At 36.8% G+C, this 22412-nt stretch carries 20 protein-coding genes; 11 read left to right on the forward strand and 9 right to left on the reverse strand.

Annotated elements, in window-relative coordinates; all coding sequences use genetic code 11:
- Window positions 1-109 precede the first annotated feature (109 nt).
- The 4 genes from gcvP (at window position 110) to FB2170_RS03990 (ending at window position 5711) form a co-directional block, all read left to right on the forward strand.
- Window positions 110-2962 carry an aminomethyl-transferring glycine dehydrogenase gene (gene gcvP, locus FB2170_RS03975; protein WP_013305227.1) on the forward strand — a complete coding sequence of 951 codons (2853 nt, stop codon included), beginning with the start codon at window positions 110-112 and terminating at the stop codon, window positions 2960-2962.
- Window positions 2963-3122: 160 nt separating this feature from the next.
- The gene (locus FB2170_RS03980; RefSeq protein ID WP_013305228.1) at window positions 3123-4181 is read left to right on the forward strand and encodes a 3-oxoacyl-ACP synthase III family protein; all 1059 of its coding nucleotides are present in this window, start codon (window positions 3123-3125) and stop codon (window positions 4179-4181) included.
- 123 nt (window positions 4182-4304) lie between these two features.
- Window positions 4305-4847: a methyltransferase gene (locus tag FB2170_RS03985; RefSeq protein ID WP_013305229.1), complete on the forward strand. Its 543-nt coding sequence runs from the start codon at window positions 4305-4307 to the stop codon at window positions 4845-4847.
- A 9-nt stretch (window positions 4848-4856) separates the two neighbouring features.
- Window positions 4857-5711, forward strand: coding sequence for a glycosyltransferase family 2 protein (locus FB2170_RS03990; protein ID WP_013305230.1), 855 nt, complete (start codon window positions 4857-4859; stop codon window positions 5709-5711).
- A 50-nt stretch (window positions 5712-5761) separates the two neighbouring features.
- On the opposite strand, the gene FB2170_RS03995 is transcribed toward FB2170_RS03990, so the two are convergent.
- From FB2170_RS03995 to FB2170_RS04025, 7 genes are all read right to left on the reverse strand, one after another.
- Window positions 5762-6271 (reverse strand): OmpH family outer membrane protein, encoded by a 510-nt coding sequence (locus FB2170_RS03995; protein WP_013305231.1) that lies wholly within the window; start codon window positions 6269-6271, stop codon window positions 5762-5764.
- 45 nt (window positions 6272-6316) lie between these two features.
- Complete coding sequence (locus tag FB2170_RS04000; protein WP_013305232.1) at window positions 6317-7147, reverse strand: OmpH family outer membrane protein; 831 nt, start codon at window positions 7145-7147, stop codon at window positions 6317-6319.
- A gap of 91 nt (window positions 7148-7238) precedes the next feature.
- The gene (locus FB2170_RS04005; protein ID WP_013305233.1) at window positions 7239-9857 is read right to left on the reverse strand and encodes an outer membrane protein assembly factor; all 2619 of its coding nucleotides are present in this window, start codon (window positions 9855-9857) and stop codon (window positions 7239-7241) included.
- Between the two features lie 4 nt (window positions 9858-9861).
- On the reverse strand, window positions 9862-10602 hold the full coding sequence (locus tag FB2170_RS04010; protein WP_013305234.1) for an isoprenyl transferase: 741 nt from the start codon (window positions 10600-10602) through the stop codon (window positions 9862-9864).
- Window positions 10603-10608: 6 nt separating this feature from the next.
- A complete protein-coding gene (locus FB2170_RS04015; protein WP_013305235.1) occupies window positions 10609-11304 on the reverse strand; it encodes a DUF6089 family protein in 696 nt (231 codons plus the stop codon).
- A 115-nt stretch (window positions 11305-11419) separates the two neighbouring features.
- Window positions 11420-12301, reverse strand: a complete 882-nt coding sequence (locus FB2170_RS04020; RefSeq protein WP_013305236.1) for an NAD kinase — start codon at window positions 12299-12301, stop codon at window positions 11420-11422.
- Window positions 12302-12311: 10 nt separating this feature from the next.
- Window positions 12312-12968 carry a CBS domain-containing protein gene (locus FB2170_RS04025; protein WP_013305237.1) on the reverse strand — a complete coding sequence of 219 codons (657 nt, stop codon included), beginning with the start codon at window positions 12966-12968 and terminating at the stop codon, window positions 12312-12314.
- 90 nt (window positions 12969-13058) lie between these two features.
- On the opposite strand from FB2170_RS04025, the gene FB2170_RS04030 reads away from it, so the two are divergent.
- From FB2170_RS04030 to clpX, 7 genes are all read left to right on the forward strand, one after another.
- Window positions 13059-13772, forward strand: coding sequence for a pyridoxine 5'-phosphate synthase (locus FB2170_RS04030; RefSeq protein ID WP_013305238.1), 714 nt, complete (start codon window positions 13059-13061; stop codon window positions 13770-13772).
- The gene (locus FB2170_RS04035; RefSeq protein WP_013305239.1) at window positions 13769-14545 is read left to right on the forward strand and encodes an alpha/beta fold hydrolase; all 777 of its coding nucleotides are present in this window, start codon (window positions 13769-13771) and stop codon (window positions 14543-14545) included. The genes FB2170_RS04030 and FB2170_RS04035 overlap by 4 nt, the downstream gene beginning before the upstream one ends.
- A gap of 111 nt (window positions 14546-14656) precedes the next feature.
- Window positions 14657-16237 (forward strand): SGNH/GDSL hydrolase family protein, encoded by a 1581-nt coding sequence (locus FB2170_RS04040; RefSeq protein ID WP_013305240.1) that lies wholly within the window; start codon window positions 14657-14659, stop codon window positions 16235-16237.
- A gap of 75 nt (window positions 16238-16312) precedes the next feature.
- A complete protein-coding gene (locus FB2170_RS04045; RefSeq protein WP_013305241.1) occupies window positions 16313-16657 on the forward strand; it encodes a phage holin family protein in 345 nt (114 codons plus the stop codon).
- A 103-nt stretch (window positions 16658-16760) separates the two neighbouring features.
- Window positions 16761-18083, forward strand: coding sequence for a trigger factor (gene tig, locus FB2170_RS04050; RefSeq protein ID WP_041632668.1), 1323 nt, complete (start codon window positions 16761-16763; stop codon window positions 18081-18083).
- A gap of 120 nt (window positions 18084-18203) precedes the next feature.
- On the forward strand, window positions 18204-18884 hold the full coding sequence (gene clpP, locus FB2170_RS04055; RefSeq protein WP_013305244.1) for an ATP-dependent Clp endopeptidase proteolytic subunit ClpP: 681 nt from the start codon (window positions 18204-18206) through the stop codon (window positions 18882-18884).
- Between the two features lie 97 nt (window positions 18885-18981).
- Window positions 18982-20217 carry an ATP-dependent Clp protease ATP-binding subunit ClpX gene (clpX, locus tag FB2170_RS04060; protein ID WP_013305245.1) on the forward strand — a complete coding sequence of 412 codons (1236 nt, stop codon included), beginning with the start codon at window positions 18982-18984 and terminating at the stop codon, window positions 20215-20217.
- Between the two features lie 2 nt (window positions 20218-20219).
- Here the strand turns inward: clpX and FB2170_RS04065 are convergent, their stop codons facing one another.
- Both FB2170_RS04065 and FB2170_RS04070 read right to left on the reverse strand, forming a co-directional pair.
- Window positions 20220-20777 carry a hypothetical protein gene (locus FB2170_RS04065; RefSeq protein ID WP_013305246.1) on the reverse strand — a complete coding sequence of 186 codons (558 nt, stop codon included), beginning with the start codon at window positions 20775-20777 and terminating at the stop codon, window positions 20220-20222.
- Between the two features lie 72 nt (window positions 20778-20849).
- Window positions 20850-22364, reverse strand: coding sequence for a GH3 auxin-responsive promoter family protein (locus FB2170_RS04070; RefSeq protein WP_041633029.1), 1515 nt, complete (start codon window positions 22362-22364; stop codon window positions 20850-20852).
- Between the last annotated feature and the right edge of the window lie 48 nt (window positions 22365-22412).

Raw genomic sequence — 22412 nt, forward strand, 5'->3', positions numbered from 1 at the left:
AACTGTTTATAACCTTTGATTTTGGTTAAAAACTTTCACTGGCACACATCAATAATCTCACTATTTTAATGGAATTAATTCCTAAGTTTGCCCATCAAAATTTTCGAATATGAGAACAGATTTGTTTGCGTCAAGACATATTGGTATCAGAGATGAAGACCTTGAGCATATGCTTGATACGGTCAATGCAAAAAGCCTTGATCAAATAATTGGAGAAACCATTCCCGCAGATATTAGGTTGACCGAGCCTTTACAGCTTACTGATGCCATGAGTGAGCATGAATTTCTAAGTCATATTGAAGCTCTCTCAAAGAAGAACAAATTGTTCAAGACCTATATCGGCCTAGGTTATCATGAGAGTATAACACCATCGGTAATAAAGAGGAATATTCTGGAAAATCCAGGATGGTATACAGCCTACACGCCCTATCAGGCAGAAATTGCACAAGGACGTTTAGAAGCATTATTGAATTTTCAAACCATGGTTACCGACCTTACCGGAATGGAATTGGCAAATGCCTCGTTGTTGGACGAAAGTACTGCCGCCGCGGAGGCCATGTCAATGCTTTATGAAGTAAGAAGCAGAACCCAGAAAAAAAACAACGTGGTAAAATTCTTTGTGTCGGAAGAAATACTGCCACAAACATTATCATTATTACAAACCAGATCAAATCCGATAGGAATTGAATTGGTCATAGGAAACCATGAGGAATTTGATTTTGACAACACATTCTTTGGGGCATTACTTCAGTACCCTGGCAAACACGGTCAAGTTTATGATTACGGTACTTTTATAGCGAAAGCAAAAGATAATGATATAAAAGTTGCCGTTGCGGCAGATATCTTAAGTTTAGTTGTGTTGACTCCTCCTGGAGAAATGGGAGCAGATGTGGTTGTAGGCACCACGCAACGATTTGGTATTCCACTTGGTTACGGTGGGCCTCATGCTGCTTATTTCGCCACAAAAGAAGCCTACAAAAGGAATATTCCCGGACGCATTATTGGAGTTACCAAAGATACGGATGGTAAGTCTGCTCTACGAATGGCTCTTCAAACAAGAGAGCAACATATTAAAAGAGATAAAGCAACTTCCAATATATGTACTGCACAAGTATTGTTGGCCGTAATGGCCGGTATGTACGCCGTTTATCACGGTCCAAAAGGATTAAAATATATTGCTGAGAAAGTGCATTCATCAACTGTAGCTCTTTCAAATGCGTTGAAAAAAATAGGGATAGAACAGATAAATTCTTCTTTTTTCGATACAATAACCGTAAAAGCAAATTCCTCTAAAGTTCGACCCTTAGCTGAGGACAAAGAAATCAATCTTTTATATATCGATGGAAACACAGTTTCAATATCCCTAAATGAGACCGTCTCTAAGTCTGATATTCAACTTATCATAAATATTTTTGCAGAATCATTGGATGTTAATTCGGTAGAAGTCCAAGGTTTGTCTGGTTTAAATGAAATTGATCACAAACTAAAAAGAACCTCCTCCTTTATGGAGAATGAAGTTTTCAGCTCGTTTCATTCTGAGACAGAATTGATGCGTTACATCAAGAAATTAGAACGAAAGGATTTGGCATTGAACCACTCCATGATTTCGTTGGGTTCATGTACCATGAAGTTGAATGCCGCTACACAAATGCTACCATTAAGTTCGGCCCATTGGGGAAATATGCACCCTTTTGTTCCCATTGATCAGGCTGAAGGATATCAAACAGTTCTTAAAGAACTTGAAAATGACCTTACCACAATTACGGGCTTTGCAGGCACTTCATTACAGCCCAATTCTGGAGCTCAAGGTGAATTTGCAGGACTTATGTTGATTCGTGCCTATCACGATTCTAGAAATGAAGGGCATCGCAATATTTGCCTTATTCCAGCTTCTGCACATGGTACTAATCCTGCTTCCGCCGTGATGGCAGGAATGAAAGTTGTTGTAACAAAAACTGATGAACACGGAAATATTGATGTTGTTGATTTAGAGGAAAAAGCCACATTACACGCTAATAATTTAGCGGCATTAATGGTTACCTATCCATCTACCCATGGCGTTTTTGAATCTTCTATAAAATACATAACCAAGGTAATTCACGACAATGGTGGTCAAGTCTATATGGATGGTGCCAATATGAACGCCCAAGTTGGGTTGACCAATCCGGCAACTATTGGTGCAGATGTTTGCCACTTGAATCTACATAAAACATTTGCCATACCACATGGTGGCGGAGGCCCCGGAGTAGGACCAATTTGTGTTGCTAAACAATTGGCTCCTTTTCTTCCGGGAAACCCTGTTATTGAAACTGGTGGCAATAAAGCTATTTCAGCCATTTCAGCAGCCCCATGGGGAAGTTCTTTGGTATGCCTTATTTCGTATGCCTACATTAAAATGTTAGGGGAAAAAGGACTTACAAACTCGACAAAAATTGCCATACTCAACGCTAATTATATCAAAGAAAGATTGAGCGGAAAATATAATGTGCTATATACTGGTGAAAATGGCAGGGCTGCACATGAGATGATAATAGATTGTAGATCTTTTAAACAGCATGGAGTCGAAGTAACCGATATCGCCAAACGTCTAATGGATTATGGCTTTCATGCTCCAACGGTTTCTTTTCCAGTTGCGGGCACAGTTATGATAGAACCAACCGAAAGTGAAAGTCTAGCAGAATTGGACAGGTTCTGTGATGCAATGAATGCTATTCGCGATGAAATTGATATAGCGGCTAAAAGCCCTGAAAATAATGTGTTAAAAAATGCTCCACATACGTTGGAAATGGTAACAGGTGATGAATGGGAATTTCCTTATAGTAGGCAAAAGGCAGCTTTTCCTTTACCTTATATTTCAGATAACAAATTTTGGCCTGCCGTGAGAAGAGTTGATGATGCGTATGGAGATCGTAATTTAATCTGCAATTGTGCTCCGATAGAAGCCTATGCCGAAACTGAATAGTTTTTTAAATCCCCACAAACAAAAGCCTTTCAAATGATTTGAAAGGCTTTTTTATTGTTTTATCTATACCATCATGCAGTATTGAACATCGTAGTGAATTAAACTTTATTGGACCTATTTTTTCATTTAATGGTAATTTAACGAAAATGTAAATTCAACGATGGGAATAACAATTACTGGAACAGGATCTTTTCTTCCTTCAGTGAAAATAGAAAATTCAAACTTTGAGGACCATACTTTTTTAAACAGCGATGGTTCTTCTATCGATGCTCCCAACGACATAATTATTGAAAAATTTAAATCGATTACCGGTATTGGAGAGAGACGTTATGCCGAAAATGAATTGAACACTTCTGATTTGGGTTATTTCGCATCTTTAAAAGCAATTGAAGATGCAGGATTGGATAAAGAAACATTGGATTATATTATTTTCGCCCATAATTTTGGAGATGTGTCACATGGGCAATCCCAAGGCGATACCTTACCTAGTTTAGCTACCAGAGTGAAGCACAGACTTGGTATCAAAAATCCAAAATGTGTAGCCTACGATATGTTATTCGGTTGTCCCGGCTGGGTTGAAGGAGTAATACAGGCAAAGGCCTTTATTAAGAGCGGAATGGCCAAAAAATGTTTAGTGATAGGGGCAGAAACACTATCACGGGTGGTAGATGATTATGATCGAGATTCTATGATTTATTCCGATGGGGCTGGAGCAACAATAATCGAAGAAAAGCCAGATAATGGAGGTATTCTTTCTCACTCTTCGGCAACACATGCCAATGGCGAGGCTTATTATCTATTTTTTGGAGATTCCTACAAAAAGGAGAACAATGAAGACCGACGCTTTATTAAAATGTATGGTAGAAAAATTTATGAGTTTGCAATTTCGCATGTGCCCCAAGCAATGAAGGATTGTTTGGATGAAAGTGGAAAAACCATTTCCGAAGTAAAAAAAATCTTCATTCATCAGGCGAACGAAAAAATGGATGAGGCCATTGTTAAACGATTTTACAGATTGCATGGCCTAAAAATGCCCAAAGAAATTATGCCGATGAACATAGGGGAATTAGGTAATAGCTCAGTTGCCACAATACCTACATTATACGATATGGTAAAACATGGTCGATTGGGAGATCACAATATCAAAAAGGATGATGTGATTATTTTTGCCAGTGTTGGGGCTGGCATGAATATAAATGCCATAGTATATCAAGTCTGATTACCCATCACCCTAGTTCAAAGAAATCAAAGTGGGAAGACTTTCCACGGCATATTTTTTTAACTTCGTACCACATTAATTATGAATATTCTTAAATAGGACAATTCATACTACAAGTTTTAGATGTACGAGAAAACATTTCCCAATAAACGTTTTAAGAATACTTTATCCTTTCTTCAAAAACATATATCAACAGATCAGTCCATTTTGGATTTAGGTGTAGAAAACCCGTTTTCCAAGATTATGAAGGAAAGTGGCTATGTGGTTTCGAATACTAAAGGGGAAGACTTGGACAATGATTTTTCTACTATAGTAAATAGTTCTGCCAAAGTCGCAACAGCTTTTGAAATATTTGAACATCTACTTGCCCCTTATAACGTCTTGCGCGAAATAAAGGCTAATAAACTCGTTGCCAGCATTCCTTTAAAATTATGGTTTTCCCCTGCCTATCAAAGTAAAACTGACCCCTGGGATCGTCATTACCATGAATTCGAAGATTGGCAATTTAATTGGCTTTTGGAAAAAGCCGGATGGGAAATAAAAGATTCGACCAAATGGGCAAATCCTGTTAAAAAAATTGGAATTAGACCGTTATTAAGAACCTTTACCCCCAGATATTACATTGTTTATGCCGAGAGAACGCAGAATAAAAACTCATCTGAATAGATTTCTAATTTGAACTATTACATTGTCATACCCGCGCATAATGAAGAAGCTTTCCTGTCGAAAACTTTATTCTCAATAGAGCAACAAACATTACAACCCAAAGCGGTTGTTATCGTTAATGATAATTCAACTGACAATACTGAAAAAATCATTGATGACTTTGCTAACAAGAATAGCGTTTTTAAAAAATTGAATTCTATTTCATCAAGTGAACATTTACCAGGAAGTAAAGTAATCAATGCATTTAACAAAGGTTTTGAGTTATTGGACCATCATTACGACTTTATTGTAAAATTAGACGCAGACCTAATTCTCCCTGTTGATTACTTTGAGAAAATAGCAGCTATTTTCAAAAAAAGACCAAATGTAGGTCTTGCCGGTGGTTTTGTATATGAGAAAACGCCAAGTGGTATTTGGGAACTAAACCATCCAATGAACAAAAAACATGTTCGAGGCGCGTTCAAAGCATATTCTAAGAAGTGTTTTATTACTATAGGTGGGCTAAAAAACAGAATGGGATGGGATACCGTTGACGAATTATTGGTGCAGTTCAATGGCTTTAAAATAGAGACATTGGATAGTCTTCATGTAAAACATTTGCGACCAACTGGAAAAGCATATAACCCAAAGGCAAAACTTTTACAAGGTGAAGCCATGTACACCATGGACTATGGTTTCTTGTTAACCTCAGTAGCCTCTTTGAAAATGGCCATAAAACAAAATAAACCAATAGCACTATATCATAACATAAAAGGTTTTTTACATGCCCGCAGGGAACGATTACCTAAAATAGTATCAAAGGAAGAAGGAAGATTTATTCGAAAACTAAGATGGAAGGGAATAAAAAACAAACTAACTCCTTAAACAAAAAAACCACCCAAATTGGGTGGTTTTTTTGTTATAAAGTAATTGTACTAGAAGCCTAACTCTTGTTTTACTTCTACCAGTAAATCTTTTCCTTTGGCTACCAAAACACCTGCGCCCTGTTGTGCATCCAACACATAGTCATAGCCTTGTGCCGCTGCAACTTTTTCAATAGCTGCTTTTGCTTTTTCAGAAATTGGTGCAAACAACTCTGCTTGTTTTTTCTGAAGTTCTTGCTGAGCGTTTTGCTGTGCTTCACCAATATTTTTTTCAAAGCCCTGCAATTCTTGAGCTCTTTTTTGATTTTCTTCTTCAGATTTTGAAGCAGACTCATTTGAATATTGAGTGTATTTGTTTTTCAACTCAGTCATAGAGCTTTCAATATCGGCCCTATAGGTCTCTTGTAATTTTTTTAATTCAGCTTCTGCTGCTTTCATTTCCGGCATCTCAGATAAAAGTTGCGTTACATCAATGTGAGCTACTTTACTCTGTGCATTTACAAAACTTGTCGCTGCAACGAATAAAACTAAGGCAACTACTATTTTCTTTACTTCTTTCATGATTTCTAATTAAAATATTTGAGTATTAATTTAAGTTAATGATTATTAATCTTTGGTGTCCTTATCTGTTTCAGACTCCTTTTTACGTTCTTCTGTTTTTGCTTTCTTTTTTGCTTCTCTCTCTTCTAAAAGCTTTTTTCTTCTTGCATCGTAAGCCTTTTTCCTTTCATCCCTTATCTTCAACTGTTCTGCTCGCTTCTCTTCAGCAGTTTTAGTTCTTGCCTCCTCCGCTTGTTTAGCCAAGGTTTTCCTTTCTTTAAGTGCCTCGCTCATTTCCTCAACGGGTTCTTCCCCTTCAAAATTGTCAAGTCTGTTTCTAGCAGCTTTTTTCTTGGGCTTACTAATTTTTCTTGTCCTAGCAATACCCCTTAATATCAACTCACTTATATCGTGCCTTTTCTCGGAATACAACATTACGACATCCGCAGATTTATCGAAAATAAAATCATACTTTTTATTGGCCCCAATTTTCTGGACCTCATTAAAAACTTGATCTTGAATAGGCTGAATTAGCTGACGTTTTTGCAATACCAAATCTCCTTGTGGCCCAAAACGATCTTGCTGATATTCTATCATCTCCTTTTCAAGAATCTGAATTTCCTCCTCTCGTTCTTCAATCAATTCGCTGGTCAATAGCACCTTTTCTGCCATCAAATCCTTTTTCATTTGCTCAACAGCACTTTGCTTTTGCTCAATTTCAACCTTCCATTTTTGGACTTTGGTTTCCAGCTGCTCACTTGCATCTCGATATTCTTCAACATTTTCCAAGATGTACTCCATATCTACATATGCTATTCTAACTCCTCGTTGTGCTAAGGAATAAGCGGAGCAAAGTATCAAGGACACTACTAAAAGAACTTTTGTTTTTGGTTTCATTTTTGATTCCGTTTTAACATATAGAAAATATCGTGCCAAAATTACTAAAACTTTTAAAATGAAGAGTTTAGCTTATGTCACGATTCTTAAATTAAAACTGTTGGCCAATAATGAAGTGTGTTTGCCATCCACTGGGTCCTGTAGAGTTTGTTCTATAGTCTTGATCAAAACCATACCCAAAGTCAATTCCCAATAGTCCGAATGCTGGCATAAATATTCTAAGCCCCACTCCAGCCGATCGTTTTATTTGAAACGGATTAAAGTCCTGAAAATTGTTGAAAGCGTTCCCTCCTTCTAAAAAAGTCAGACCATAAATAGAAGCAGATGGTTTTAAAGTCAAAGGATATCTAAGCTCCAAAGAGAATTTATTATAAATTAAAGCCCCATCAGGTGAACTAGCACCAGGCTCAACTGGAGTAATGGAATTGTTTTCATAACCTCTTAATTGAATCACATCTCTACCATCCAAGGTGAAATTACCCATACCATCGCCACCTACATAAAAACGTTCAAAAGGCACATTTCCAATATCATGGTTGTAGCTACCTAAGAATCCAAATTCCGCATTGGTCCTAAGCACCAAATCACCTACGATAGTTGTATACCAATCACCTTTGAAGTTAAGTTTATAGTATTCCAGCCATTTAAAACGTTCTTCTTCCAACGACTCTCTCTGCGAGCTTAATTCCTGTAATCTTGAATCATTTGGATCTACAGCACTAATCTCTCTTATCTCATCAAGCAATTCAGTACTTTCTTCAGTTATTCCCTTAAAGTCCTTATTTCCAAGCAATGAAAAAGGTGGGGTCATCTTCGCGGTAATTGCAAAATTTGAACCCCTTCTTGGATATATTCTACCACCGTCCAAGGCATTTCTTGAAATTCCGAAGGTATAGGAGATAGAATTAGATTTTCCATTTCCAAAATTGAACAGTCCTAAATTGTAATTGTTAAAATCATATAGTTGATACCCTAATGAATGTGATATCGTAAAAAAGTCATCAGGCCATTGTACTCTTTTCGCCAAACCTGCCGAAAGTCCTGTTATAGAAAAACTTCTGTCTTTGTTAACCTCAACTCTACCAGAACGGGAATAATTTGCCCCAAATTGCTGGGTCCTGGATAATGAAAGGTTAAATCTCACTGGCTTTTTGCCTCCCAACCATGGTTCTGCGAAATTCAAACTATACACTCGGTAGGTTCTACTGGCTTGCAAACGAAGTGCAAAGCTTTGACCATCGCCCATAGGAACCGGTTTGTACGCCTCACCGTTTAAAATATTTTTAAGTGAAAAGTTACTGAATGACAGACCCAGTGTACCTATGAACCCTCCACCGCCATATCCACCCTGAAGCTCTATTTGACTAGAACCTGATTCAACTAAGCTATATGCCAAATCCACAGTACCTTCATTTGGTTTAGGGTTGATAATATCCGGTTTAATTTGCTCTGCATCAAAGAACCCAAGTTGTCCCAGCTCCCTAATACTCCTAATAATATCTGACTTATTGTATTTTTGACCAGGTCTAGTTCTTAGCTCCCTGAAAATTACATGATCGTTGGTCTTGTCATTTCCATTTACTGTTACATGGTCTAAAAATGTCTCTTTACCTTCAACAATACGAATCTCAAAATTTATAGTATCATTTTCAGCGGAAACTTCCACTGGATTGATGCTGGAAAAAAGATAACCGTGATTTTGATAGAGGTTTGTGATATCATTGGCATCAGGTTTTGAGTCATCAGCAATTCGTTCACGCAATAAAACACCATTATAAGTAGCACCTTTTTTTATTCCAAGAACACGGTCTAAAACCTGATCAGAATAAACACTGTTACCCACAAAATCTATATCTCCAAAATAATATTTATTTCCTTCCTCTACCTTGATTTTTATTTGAATGTTGTTCTCATCTACATCTAGGATAGTATCTGAAAGAACCCGTGCATCCCTATATCCGTTTTCAGCGTATTTATCCACCAATAAGGATAGATCATTTTGATAATCATCATCTATATACTTAGATTTTTTCCAAAAACGGCCCAATTTCTTTTTCTTGGTCTTTTTTAGAGCCTTTCTTAGTTTTTTTGCAGCCAGTTGGTTATTCCCCTCAAATACAATATCCTTGATTTTCACCTTATCGCCTTTGTCTACATTCACAACCATGCTTCTTGCATTGGTCTGTGAAGTATCTTTTGCAGTAAGGATATTTACCTTTGCATTTAAATAACCCTTTTTCTTGAATTTATTCTGAATATAGTTCTTGCTATTGGCAATTAAACTTTCTGTAATCTTCTTTCCTTTCTTTAGGTCGGTATCTTTCAATATTTCATCAACCTTTCTCTCTTTTATCCCATTCATCTTCACTTTGGACAAAGTTGGTCTTTCAAGAATATTCAATTCAAGAAAAACATTGTCACCTTGAATATCTGTAATGTAAAAATCAATGTCAGTGAAAAGCTCAAGACCCCATAATTTATTTATGATGGCACTGATCTGCTCTCCTGGCAATGTAATAGGCTGACCAACCCTAAGGCCAGTATAGGTCTTTACCGTTTGCTCATTATAACTTTGAAGTCCGGTTACCTCAAGACCGCCTAAAATGTACTTTTTCCCATCTTCATAGGAAACATCTTGTGCTGTGGCAACGGTGGTAATTAAAAGTAGTAAGAAGGTAATAAAAAGTTCAAGGGATATGAACTTTTTCATATCGCTAGTTGAGTTGTTCGCTAGTTTTTCCAAATCTTCGTTCTCTGTTCTGATAATTTATTATGGCCTCAACTAAATGTTGTTCTTTAAAATCTGGCCAAAATACATCAATAAAATACAATTCAGCATAAGCAATTTGCCATAATAAAAAATTGCTTATCCTGTGTTCCCCACTGGTACGGATGAGCAAATCAACGTCTGGCAAATTTTGCGTGTAAAGATGGTTATTAATAATGGTTTCATCAATACTTTCAGGAGAAATTATATTATTTTTAACTTTGACCGCAATTTGCTGAACGGCATTTTTCAACTCTTCCCTAGCTCCATAGCTCAAGGCCAATGTGAGGGTCATACCTGTATTTCCCTTGGTTTTCTCCATAACCTCAACAAGCTCAATGTAAGCTCTGTTTGGCAAAGATTTGATATCACCAATAGTATTAAGTCTTACGTTGTTTTTGTTAAAAGTTTTAAGTTCTTTTTTTAAGGAAGAAACAAGAAGCCTCATTAAGGTATCAACTTCTATCTTGGGTCTGTTCCAGTTTTCAGTAGAGAATGTATAAAGTGTGAGATACTCCAATCCTATTCTAACACAACTTTCAACAGTACTACGAACAGTCTTAACCCCGTTCTCATGACCAAACACCCGGAATTTACCTTTTTGTTTGGCCCAACGACCATTGCCATCCATAATAATGGCTAAGTGTTTGGGTAATTTTTGACCATTAATATCTTCAATTGTGTTCATGTAATTTTACTCAAAACAATCAGTACAAGGTTTTCTGCCAAAAGTATAGGTTAATGTAACCCCAGAGAACACGTACCAATCATCACTAAAAATATTTCCAAAATCAACATCCAGCTGTTGATTAATATTCGATTTTTCAGGATTACTGGCGTCCAAATTATCTGTAAAGGTATATCTAGCACCGACTTCTGCACCAATAATCAAAAACTGATTTAATCTCTTTTTTACCCCTACAACCATAGGAATTGCAAACGAACCGTCTTTTTGACCAAAATTAATTTGTCTCCCGGCATCAACATAATCGTAATCATATCTAAAATAGGTTACTCCTGTATATAAATATGGTGTAAATGCAGGACCCAATTTATGTAAATTATACTCCACAAAATTAAACTCTAGACCGGCCGAAGCCTCAAATATGGAATTTTTAACGACATACCCCCTCTGCTGACGAGAAGCTATGTTCGATTTTGAATCATCGGCTGTAAATTTACCATAAATTACACTAGCACGCCAAGCATATCTTTTACTTTTATTCCATTTGAACAATCCACCATATGCAATGTCAGAAGGTAAAATAAAGTTTGTTCTCCCCACATCACCTATATTATTGGCTCCTCCAGCAAATGCACCTATTTCATATGTCTGTGCACTCATAGTAACACTTACAAAAACAAGAATTATAAAAAGGTAATTCTTCATAAATTATAAAAGTTTAAATATATCAACCAATCATCGCCTGAACAACTTGGCGGAAAATAAGCATGTTCTCACATGATAAACAGTCTTTGGGGATAATTATTGTCTATTTTGAGCTTCAATTGCGCTTATCTTCTCCCCACAATAATTTATTGCGAAGGGTCTTTAAAAAACTTTCAGAATTATATTCTATCATCTTTATGGTAAAGTCAGCCTTTTTGATCTCAATCTCTTTACCATTTTCAAGTGTTGCAATTCTTGAATCCAAAGAAACCAAATGATTATCTTCTCTACCCGAAACCTTCAACCTAATCACGGTATCATCTGAAATAACCAACGGCCGGGCATTAAGATTATGTGGTGCAATGGGTGTGAGAACCAAAGATTTTGCAGTTGGAACAATTACTGGACCACCACAACTTAAAGAATATCCTGTAGACCCAGTAGGTGTAGAAACTATGAGCCCGTCTGCCCAATAAGATGTCAAATACTCCCCATTTAAGTGCGTTTCTACAGTGATCATAGAGGTAGTATCCTTTCTGCTAACAGTAATTTCATTCAAAGCAAAGTTGAGCTCACCAAATTCTTCGGCCTGCGGACCAGCGTTTAATTCGACCAAACTTCGTTCTACAATTGTATAAGCACCTTCAACGAACTCCTGAACCACTTTCCTAACATCTTCCTTTTTAAAAGTCGATAAAAATCCTAGTCGCCCAGTATTGACACCTACAATTGGAATGTTCAAATCCCTAACATAAGTGGTTGCCCTTAAAATAGTCCCATCACCCCCAAAACTTATGAACATATCAAAAGAGTCGTCCAATCCAATCAATTCATTGAAAGTCTCATAAGAACTACTACTATGTTTATGGGATAAATGAGTGTTAAGGTTTTCCTCGATGAAAATTGTGGCAGATTCTTTTTCGAGCTCATCAAGAAGCTCAAGAACGTAATCAAACGTATTATCTTGATACGTTTGTCCATAAATGGCAACTTTCATACCCACTATACTATACGTTTAGATATTTATCAAGATAATCTGACCTTTGTTTTAGATCATCAATGAATTGGTCATCAATATTACCAAATAAGATATTGTAGTTATACCGTCTAAAGGTCTGCACTACCTCATTCATATTATCACTACTTATTTTGATTGTGACCTGAACCAATTCATCTCTCATCTCAGAAATGAACCCACCAATGAACTTAGCGTTATTACTTTCAACAATCTGAGTGATCTCACTAAAGGAGTAATCTTTTATTCCCTTTGCAACAACTAAAATTCCACCTGGTTCTGTAAAAAATGGAGTTTCTATAAAAACACTTACAACATCTGTAATATCGTAGTACCCCAGCACTTCCTCTTTATCTCCTAAAACGGGTAACAAATTTGCTTCATTCCTTGCGAATGTTTCTAGAACATCCAACCAACTTGTATCTTCTCTAACAAAAAAAGATTCTAAATTATATCGATAGTCATCAATCTTCTTGTCAACTTCAAAATGCTCCAAATCATTTTCATTGAAAACACCTAAAAATCTGCTATCGTCAACTATGGCGACATGCGAGAAAGTATTCTCCATAAAAAACTGAACCAAATTCTCCAATGGTTCGCTTAATTCAAAGACAGGAATGCCTTTAATGATATGTGTCTGAATCTGCATAACTCAAAATATAACGCAAAATACTAATTTAATATATCAAAAGGCATGCCTATTTTGTATTTTTACCTTCTTTTGAATTGATTTCATCTTATGACAAAACTAAGTGTAAACATTAATAAAATTGCAACATTACGGAACTCTAGAGGAGGCAATATTCCTAATTTGACAAAAGTGGCACAGGATATAGAATCTTTTGGTGCACAAGGAATAACCGTACATCCTAGACCTGATGAAAGGCATATTAAATACCAAGATGCCCGAGATTTAAAAAAAATAGTCGCCACCGAATATAATATTGAAGGCAATCCTATTCAAAAATTCATTGATTTGGTACTTGAGGTACGACCAACCCAAGTTACCCTCGTGCCGGACGCAGAAGATGCGATAACATCGAATGCTGGATGGAACACAGTTAAACACAAGGATTTTTTAAAAGAGGTAATCAACACATTTAAACAAAATGGTATACGAACTTCAATTTTTGTAGACCCAGATGTTAAAATGATAGAAGGCGCAGCCAAAACGGGAACTGATCGTATCGAGCTCTACACCGAGAGTTTTGCCGAAAACTTTGGGCAAGAAAAATCAGAAAGCATAAAGCCTTTTAAAGAGGCTGCTAAAATAGCTGCCAAACTAGGCTTGGGCATTAATGCGGGGCACGATCTTAATTTAGACAACATAAAGTATTTTAAAGAGCATATTCCTAATCTGCTGGAAGTTTCCATTGGACACGCACTAATATGTGAGTCATTGTATTTTGGATTGGATAATGTTGTAAAAATGTATTTGGACAAATTGAAATGAACCAATCCCTACATTCTAAAATAATAGGGCAAGGAAAACCTTTATTGATTCTTCATGGCTTTTTAGGCATGTCTGATAATTGGAAAACCTTAGGGACGCAATATGCCAAACAAGGTTTGGAGGTACATTTAATAGATCAACGCAATCATGGCAAAAGTTTTCATTCTGAAGATTTTGACTATGATTTTCTTTCCAATGACCTTAAATTGTACTTAGAAGAGTATAAACTAAAAAAACCAATTGTTCTTGGGCATTCAATGGGTGGCAAAACCGCCATGCAATTCGCCACTAGTAATCCAGATTTACTGCAAGGCTTAATAGTCGCTGATATTGCCCCAAAATATTACCCCCCACACCATCAATATATAATTGATGCCCTAAATCAAATGGATTTCTCACATATTAAATCTAGAAACGAAGCCGAAAAGGCATTGGCAAAACATATCAACGAAATTGGCATAAGAATGTTTCTTTTGAAAAATCTTCATTGGGTTGAAAAAGGACAATTAGGATTTCGTTTTAATTTAACTGTTTTGAGCAATAAAATGGAGGAGATTGGCGAAGGTATAAGCGCTTCTGAAATATACAAAGGTCCTACCCTCTTCTTAAGAGGAGATAAATCTGAATATATTACACCTTCTGATTCCGACAATATTAAAAGAAACTTTCCGCTTGCCGAAATTGAAACTATTGACAACGCTGGGCATTGGTTGCATTCTGAAAACCCGGTTCAATTTTTCAACAAAACGATGGATTTCATAAATCAACAATAAAAGCTTTAATTTATTATGCATGCATAATTTTTTATGTATACATTGCGAGTCTCATAATTTTAATTAATTTTGGATTTACCGTATTTAAACTAATCCTTTCAAAATAACACAATGAAAAAGTTTCTCTCAATACTCGCGATTCTAGGTCTTTTTTTAGTCTCTTGTAGCGACGATGACCCCGTAATTGACCTTGCACCAGAACCAGACCCGATAACATACACCAGTGGCTCCGCTGACTTTTCCAATTATGTTTCGATTGGTAATTCGTTAACTGCAGGTTATTCTGATGCTGCGCTGTTCGTAGACGGACAAACAAACTCTTACCCTAATATGCTTGCAACTAATTTTGAATTAGTTGGTGGTGGGGCATTCAATATTCCATTCATGGCAGATAATCTTGGTGGAGCTACTTTAGGTGGCACCCCTATTTTAGGTAATCGATTAATCCTGTCGTTCTCATCGGGCTCACCAACTCCAACTCCTGTCTCGGGTACTGGATCGACGGAAATCACAAATGCACTTTCTGGCTCATTTAATAATATGGGTGTTCCCGGAGCCAAAAGCTACCATTTGGCTGCTCCAGGCTATGGAAATGTGGCTGGTGTAGAAGCTGGTTTGGCCAATCCTTATTACGCGCGATTTGCTTCAGGCCCTACGTCAACGGTAATTGGCGACGCTTTAGCCCAAAATCCAAGCTTCTTTTCGCTTTGGATAGGGAATAATGATATTTTAGGTTACGCCACTGCCGGTGGTGATGGTGAAGATCAAACAGGGAATTTAGATCCTTCGACTTACGGCGGATCTGATATTTCTGACCCAAATGTTTTCGCGAGTGTTTATGATGGATTGCTACAAGGTTTAACAGCTCAAGGTGCTGGTGGAGTTGTCGCTAACATTCCTGACGTGACTACGATACCTTATTTCACGACTGTCCCACATAATCCATTAGACCCTACAAATCCAGATTTTGGACCACAGATACCAACACTCAATGCAACCTTTGCGCAATTGAATCAGGTTTTTGCATTTTTAGGGGTACCCGAAAGAGCTATAGAGTTTTCTACAACGGCAGCTAGCGCATTGGTTATCAACGACGATTCTTTAGTTAATTTATCTGCTGAAATAACAAGCACCTTAATAGCTTTTCAAGTTGATCCTGGGCAAGCCACTGTAATTGGATTTTTGTATGGACAGGCTCGTCAAGCAACGGCCGATGATTTAGTTGTTTTCCCTAGCCAAACTGAAATAGCGCAACTCAATCAAGATGCTTTTGCAACACTACAAGGGTTAGGATTACCTGCGGCAGACGCTGGTCAACTATCTATAAATGGTATTACTTACCCTATGGAGGATAAATGGGTGCTTACACCTTCTGAGCAGGAGGCCGTTACAACGGCTCATGCAGCATATAACCAGACCATTGAAGCCCTAGCAGCACAATACAACCTAGCATTTGTAGATGCCAATGCATTCATGGCTACATTTGCCGAATCCGGTTTCCCTTTAGCCGACGGAAGTATGGTCACTGCAACTTATGGCACTGGTGGTGGTTTTTCTTTAGATGGAGTACATCCTTCACCAAGAGGTTATGCATTGTTGGCAAACCTTTTCATAGAATCTATCAATGCCAAATACGGATCTGATTTACCAGGTGTAAACCCTCTTGAATTCACAGGTCTTTATATCAACTAATCGAAAAATATTTTATACTTTTAAAGGTGTCGAATTGTTTCGACACCTTTTTAATTTAGATTAAAAACGAACTTCATGAAATTCATTCTACGTATTCTTTTAAGTGCCTTGGCAGTAGTTGTTTTAGCAAAGGTTTTGCCCGGGGTTGGAGTTGACACCTATACCACGGCGTTAATTGTTGCAGTAGTCTTAAGTATATTGAATTTTATAGTGAAACCAATCTTGGTTATATTAACCTTACCGGTCACCATTGTCACCTTTGGCCTTTTCTTATTGATTATCAATGCCATTATCATTCTATTGGCAGATAATCTTATCGCCGGGTTTATGGTAAACAGCATATGGTGGGCGCTGCTTTTCAGTCTTCTTCTATCCTTTTTACAATCAATCCTTTTTTCCTTGTTGAAGGAAGACAAATAATGTTGATTTAAGGATTGAAATCCAGTCATTTAAAAACTTGCTAGGGTATTTAAATTATACTACTTTTGCATCCCATTTTATTTATGCAAAATTAGATACGCAAATGAATATCACGAAAGAGCAGATTGACGATTTAAATGCAGTTGTAAAAGTTGCCATTACCAAAGATGACTATCAGGATAAGGTTGACAACATACTCAGCGATTATAGAAAGCAAGCCAATATTCCTGGTTTTAGGAAAGGGCATGTACCTATGGGGCTTATTAAAAAGCAATATGGCAAAGCAGTATTGGTAGATGAGGTGAACAAACTACTCCAGGACAACCTCAATAAGTATTTAACAGAAGAAAAATTGGATGTTCTTGGAAATCCATTGCCTAAGCAACAGGATAATTTTGACTGGGACAATGACCAATTGGATTTTGAGTTTGAGCTTGGTTTAGCCCCAAGTTTCGAAGTTTCATTAAAAACCAAAAAATCACTTACCCATTACAAAATAGTTGCCGACAAAAAAATGGTTAATGATCAAGTATTGCGAATTCAGAAGCAATATGGAAAATTGGTCAGCAAAAAAGAAATAGGCAAAGATTTTGAAGTCTTAGGAACTTTCGCAAATGAAGCCGAGGAAATTGAAAACAAAACTACTCTAGAGCTTGACCAAATTAAAAGCAAGAAAGCCTTGGATATTCTGTTGGGTAAAAAAGTTGGTGATATTGTATCATTAAAGACAAAAGGCCTTTTCAAAGAAGATTATTTGGTTTCAAGTGTTTTAGGTATTTCTCAGGAAAAAGCCAAAGACATTAATATCGAGGTTTCATTTAGTATTGAAGAAATCAATGATAGGGAACCTGCTAAACTTGACCAAGAGTTATTCGATAAGCTATTCGGTAAAGATACTGTTACTTCTGAAAAAGAATTGAAGGATCGCATCAAGGAAGATTCTGAAAAACAATTTGAGCAGCAATCTGACCAGAAGCTTTTGAATGATATTACCGAATATTTCATTGAAAACACCAAATTCGAACTACCATCTGAGTTTTTGACCAAATGGATACAAACCACGGGCGAAAAATCGTTGTCTGATGAACAGGCCAATGAGGAATATGAAAAATCAGAAAAAGGACTTCGTTATCAATTGATCGAAGGTAAAATTATTAAGGACAACGATATTCAAATTCAATTTGATGAATTGAAAGAGTTCGCTAAAGGTTTCATTAAATCCCAAATGGCGCAATTTGGACAATTGAATCCGCAAGAAGAGGAATTGGAAAATATCGCAACAAGAGTTTTAGGCAACCAAGATGAAGTTAAAAGGCTATCTGAACAATTAATGAGTCAAAAATTAATCAATCTTTACAAAGAAAAGGTCAACCTTAAGGCTAAAGAAGTAACCTACGAAAACTTTGTAAAAGAGGTTTACGGTTAACTAAATGACAATTTAGCATTATCTTATGCTCAAAATGTCTCATTAAAAATAAGTATCTTTACGGTGCCGAGGATTTTGTTTTCGGCACCTTTTTTATCTAAAATATTGAATACGAACCACATGGATTACGGAAAAGAATTCAAAAATTACGCAATTAACCATCAAGGAATAAATAGCATGTACTATGACAAAATCATGAGTAGCATGTATCCAACAAATATGACTCCAAATATCATTGAGGAAAGGCAGTTAAACGCCATTGCAATGGATGTTTTCTCACGTTTGATGATGGATAGAATAATTTTCCTTGGAACTGGCATCAATGATCAAGTGGCAAATATTGTACAAGCACAGCTTCTGTTTTTAGAAAGTGCTGATGCCTCTAAAGACATCCAAATTTACATCAACTCACCAGGTGGTAGTGTATATGCCGGGTTAGGAATTTATGATACCATGCAATTTATTAAACCTGATGTAGCAACCATTTGTACAGGAATGGCAGCTTCAATGGGTGCTGTTTTATTATGTGCTGGCGAAAAAGGTAAAAGAAGTGGTCTCACCCATTCAAGAGTAATGATTCACCAACCAATGGGAGGTGCACAAGGTCAGGCAAGTGATATTGAGATTACTGCGAGAGAAATTTTAAAATTAAAAGAAGAGCTTTATCAAATAATATCTAAACACTCAGGTCAAAAGCTGGATAAAGTTCATGAAGATAGTGATAGGGATTACTGGATGAAAGCTGATGAGGCCAAGAAATATGGTATGATCGATGAAATTCTGGTAAGGGACAAAGACTAAATTCGACGAAATAGAGTGATTTATGGCATTTGTCACCCTTAGTAACAAACCAAAATGTAAATTCTATCGTTAGTATAGTTGATAGACAGGAAATAATATGGCAAAGGAAAATTTAGAATGTTCTTTTTGTGGACGAAAAAAACCAGAGACCAATCTTTTGATTGCTGGTTTAGACGCGCATATATGTGATCGCTGTATAGAGCAGGCGCATGGAATAGTTGCAGAAGAATCCAACCAGTCTAAGACCAATGACCTCTCTTCTGAGTTAGTGCTTAAAAAACCATTAGAGATTAAAGAATTCCTTGATACCTTCATTATTGGCCAAGAGCGAACTAAAAAGGTAATGTCTGTTGCCGTTTACAATCATTATAAAAGATTGCTACAACCCCATTCCAAGGAAGATGATGTAGAAATCCAAAAAAGTAATATAATAATGGTCGGCCAGACCGGTACAGGTAAAACCCTAATGGCAAAGACCATTGCCAGAATGCTTAATGTGCCTCTTGCCATCGTTGATGCGACGGTACTTACTGAAGCTGGTTATGTAGGTGAAGATGTTGAAAGTATTCTCACGCGTTTGCTACAGGCTGCAGACTATAACCTCGAGAAAGCTGAGCGTGGCATTGTATTTATTGATGAGATAGATAAGATTGCCCGCAAAAGTGACAACCCTTCAATAACCAGAGATGTTTCTGGTGAAGGTGTACAACAAGGCCTCCTCAAATTGTTGGAAGGCACGGTCGTAAATGTTCCACCAAAAGGTGGGAGAAAACATCCGGACCAGAAATTCATAGAAGTAAATACTGAAAATATTTTATTCGTTGCTGGTGGTGCCTTTGACGGAATTGAGCGCGCGATAACCAAACGCTTGAATATGCAAGCCGTAGGTTACAGTGCTTCAAAAGCGGATGAAAGTCTTGATGAGGATAATATTCTACAATACATAATCCCTAAAGATCTAAAAGAATTTGGGCTCATTCCTGAGATAATAGGAAGACTTCCTGTTTTGACTCATATGAATCCATTGGATGCAAAAACTTTGAGGGCCATACTTACCGAGCCCAAAAATGCCATTATCAAACAATATGAAAAATTATTCGCAATGGATGGGATTTCATTTACAATTACTGACCAGGCATTGGACTATATTGTAAAAAAGGCAATTGAATATAAATTGGGAGCAAGAGGTTTACGCTCTTTATGCGAGGCCATTTTTACCGATGCCATGTTTGAAATGCCCAGTACTGGAGAAACAGAGTTCAAGGTGTCGAAACCTTATGCGGAGAACAAAATATCTCACGAGACAATAAAAAAATTAAAGGCAGTATCTTAATTCTAAACGGCTTTTTTTGTCAAATCCAATTTTGCTGTTACCATAGAAAGTAAATCAAGACAAACTTTTTTTATGATTTTCTCATCTGAATAAAGTTCATGTCCAAAACTTTTGATTACTTCTTTTTCTAACCCGATTTTCTTTGACAAATCATTTGAAGGCCTATTAGCATCCAAATCACCATACAACAGTGTAGTGGGTACGTTTGGCTTTTTGCCCTCTAAACGAACTCGTGTTGCTGAGACATTATATAATGATTTCATTGGAAGACCTTCTAAGTTTGCCTTCCAAGCAATAGTACCACCTGTGCTAAAAGCCAAATAGTGGCAAGCCTCTTTTTCTTTTTTCATCAAATGTGTAACAGCGGTATCTATGCCACCATTTACAAAAGCCTCATGTATATTTTTCTCAGAATTAACATCTAAATCTATATTCGCCAGTTGCTGACTATCATAATAAGTTATGTCAAAGTACTGTTGAAGGTAGCCAAGATAGGAAGTTATCCAAAGACCTTTCTTCGCGCCCCACATGTCCGATAATATAACAAGTTTTTCAGCCATGATGTCAAGATGTTTTAGTTCTTAGGTTAGTTTGCAAGCACAAATTCACCATTTAACTACAAATCCCATCATTTATTTGTTTATCTGGAGCAATTCATCGACATAGTCCCTTTTATTAGATAATCTGGGGATTTTATGCTGGCCACCTAATTTATCTTTTGATTTTAGCCAATCATAAAATAAGTTTTCCCTAGCCAAGTGTACCTTTGGCATTTTCAAGGTTATGTTGTTGTAGCGTTTGGCCTCATAATCAGAATTGAGCGACTTTAAGGCATTGTCCAGAAACTCTGTAAAATAATCCAAATCATTGGGAGCTTTCCTGAATTCTATGATCCATTCATGCGCCCCTTTTTCGTTTCCAGACATAAATACTGGTGCAACCGTATAATCTTTTATTTCGGCCTCGGTTTTTTTACAAATTAATCTAAGAGCTTCTTCAGCATTTTCAATAATCAACTCCTCACCAAATACATTTATATGGTGCTTGGTCCTGCCGGTAACCCTTATTCTATATGGGTTTTTAGATGTAAACCTAATGGTATCACCTATTTTGTAACGCCAAAGACCCGCATTGGTCGTAATAATAATGGCGTAATTCTTCCCAATCTCAACCTGCCATAAGGGTATGGCCATTTCTTCGGCTGTACCATAAGAATCCATAGGAATGAACTCATAGAAAATGCCATAATCCAGCATTAACAACAAATCATCGGCATTATTCCTGTCTTGAATGGCAAAAAAACCTTCTGAAGCATTATAGATTTCATAATACTTAAAACTCTTCCTCGGTAACAGATTTTGGTACTGCTCTTTATATGGAATAAAACTTACTCCTCCATGAAAATACACCTCTAGATTTTCCCAAACCTGAAAAAGATGGTCTTTACCAGTTTCCTGTAATACATTGTTTAACAGAACAAGCATCCAAGATGGTACCCCTGCCAAGCTGGTCACATTCTCCTTAGTACTTTCCTGTACAATTGCTTTAAGCTTACTCTCCCATTCACTCATTAGAGATACCTTATTACTAGGTGTACTACTAAATTCTGCCCATAAAGGCATATTATCAATTAAAATGGCAGATAGGTCTCCAAAAAAAGAACCGTTATCCTGGTAGAGTTCCTTACTCCCGCCAAGTCTAAGACTTCTACCTGTAAAAAGCTGTGAATTTTCATTATTGTTTAAGTATAAACATAATAAATCCTTACCTGATTTATAATGGCAATCTTCCAAGGCTTCAGAACTTACTGGTATAAATTTGCTTTTCGCATTGGTGGTGCCACTACTCTTAGCAAACCATTTGATTGAAGTAGGCCAAAAAATATTCTGTTCTCCTTTTCTAGTACGCTCTATCAAAGGCTCTATCTCCTCATAGGAAGTAATCGGAACCCTTTCCCTAAAAGTATCATAGTTTGAAATTGACTCAAAACCGTATTTTTTTCCAATTTCTGTATCCTCGGCTATTTCCAACAATTGATGCAATACCTCTTCCTGTACTTCCTCTGGGTATTTTAAAAAAAGCTCTATTTGATGATAGCGTTTTTTAAGCAACCAAGATGCAATAGAATTAAATAATGGTATTGGCATTTTAGGTATCTTTAGCATGCTAAAAATAACTTTTATAGTTATCATTTT

Source organism: Maribacter sp. HTCC2170 (assembly GCF_000153165.2).
GTDB lineage: Bacteria > Bacteroidota > Bacteroidia > Flavobacteriales > Flavobacteriaceae > Maribacter_A.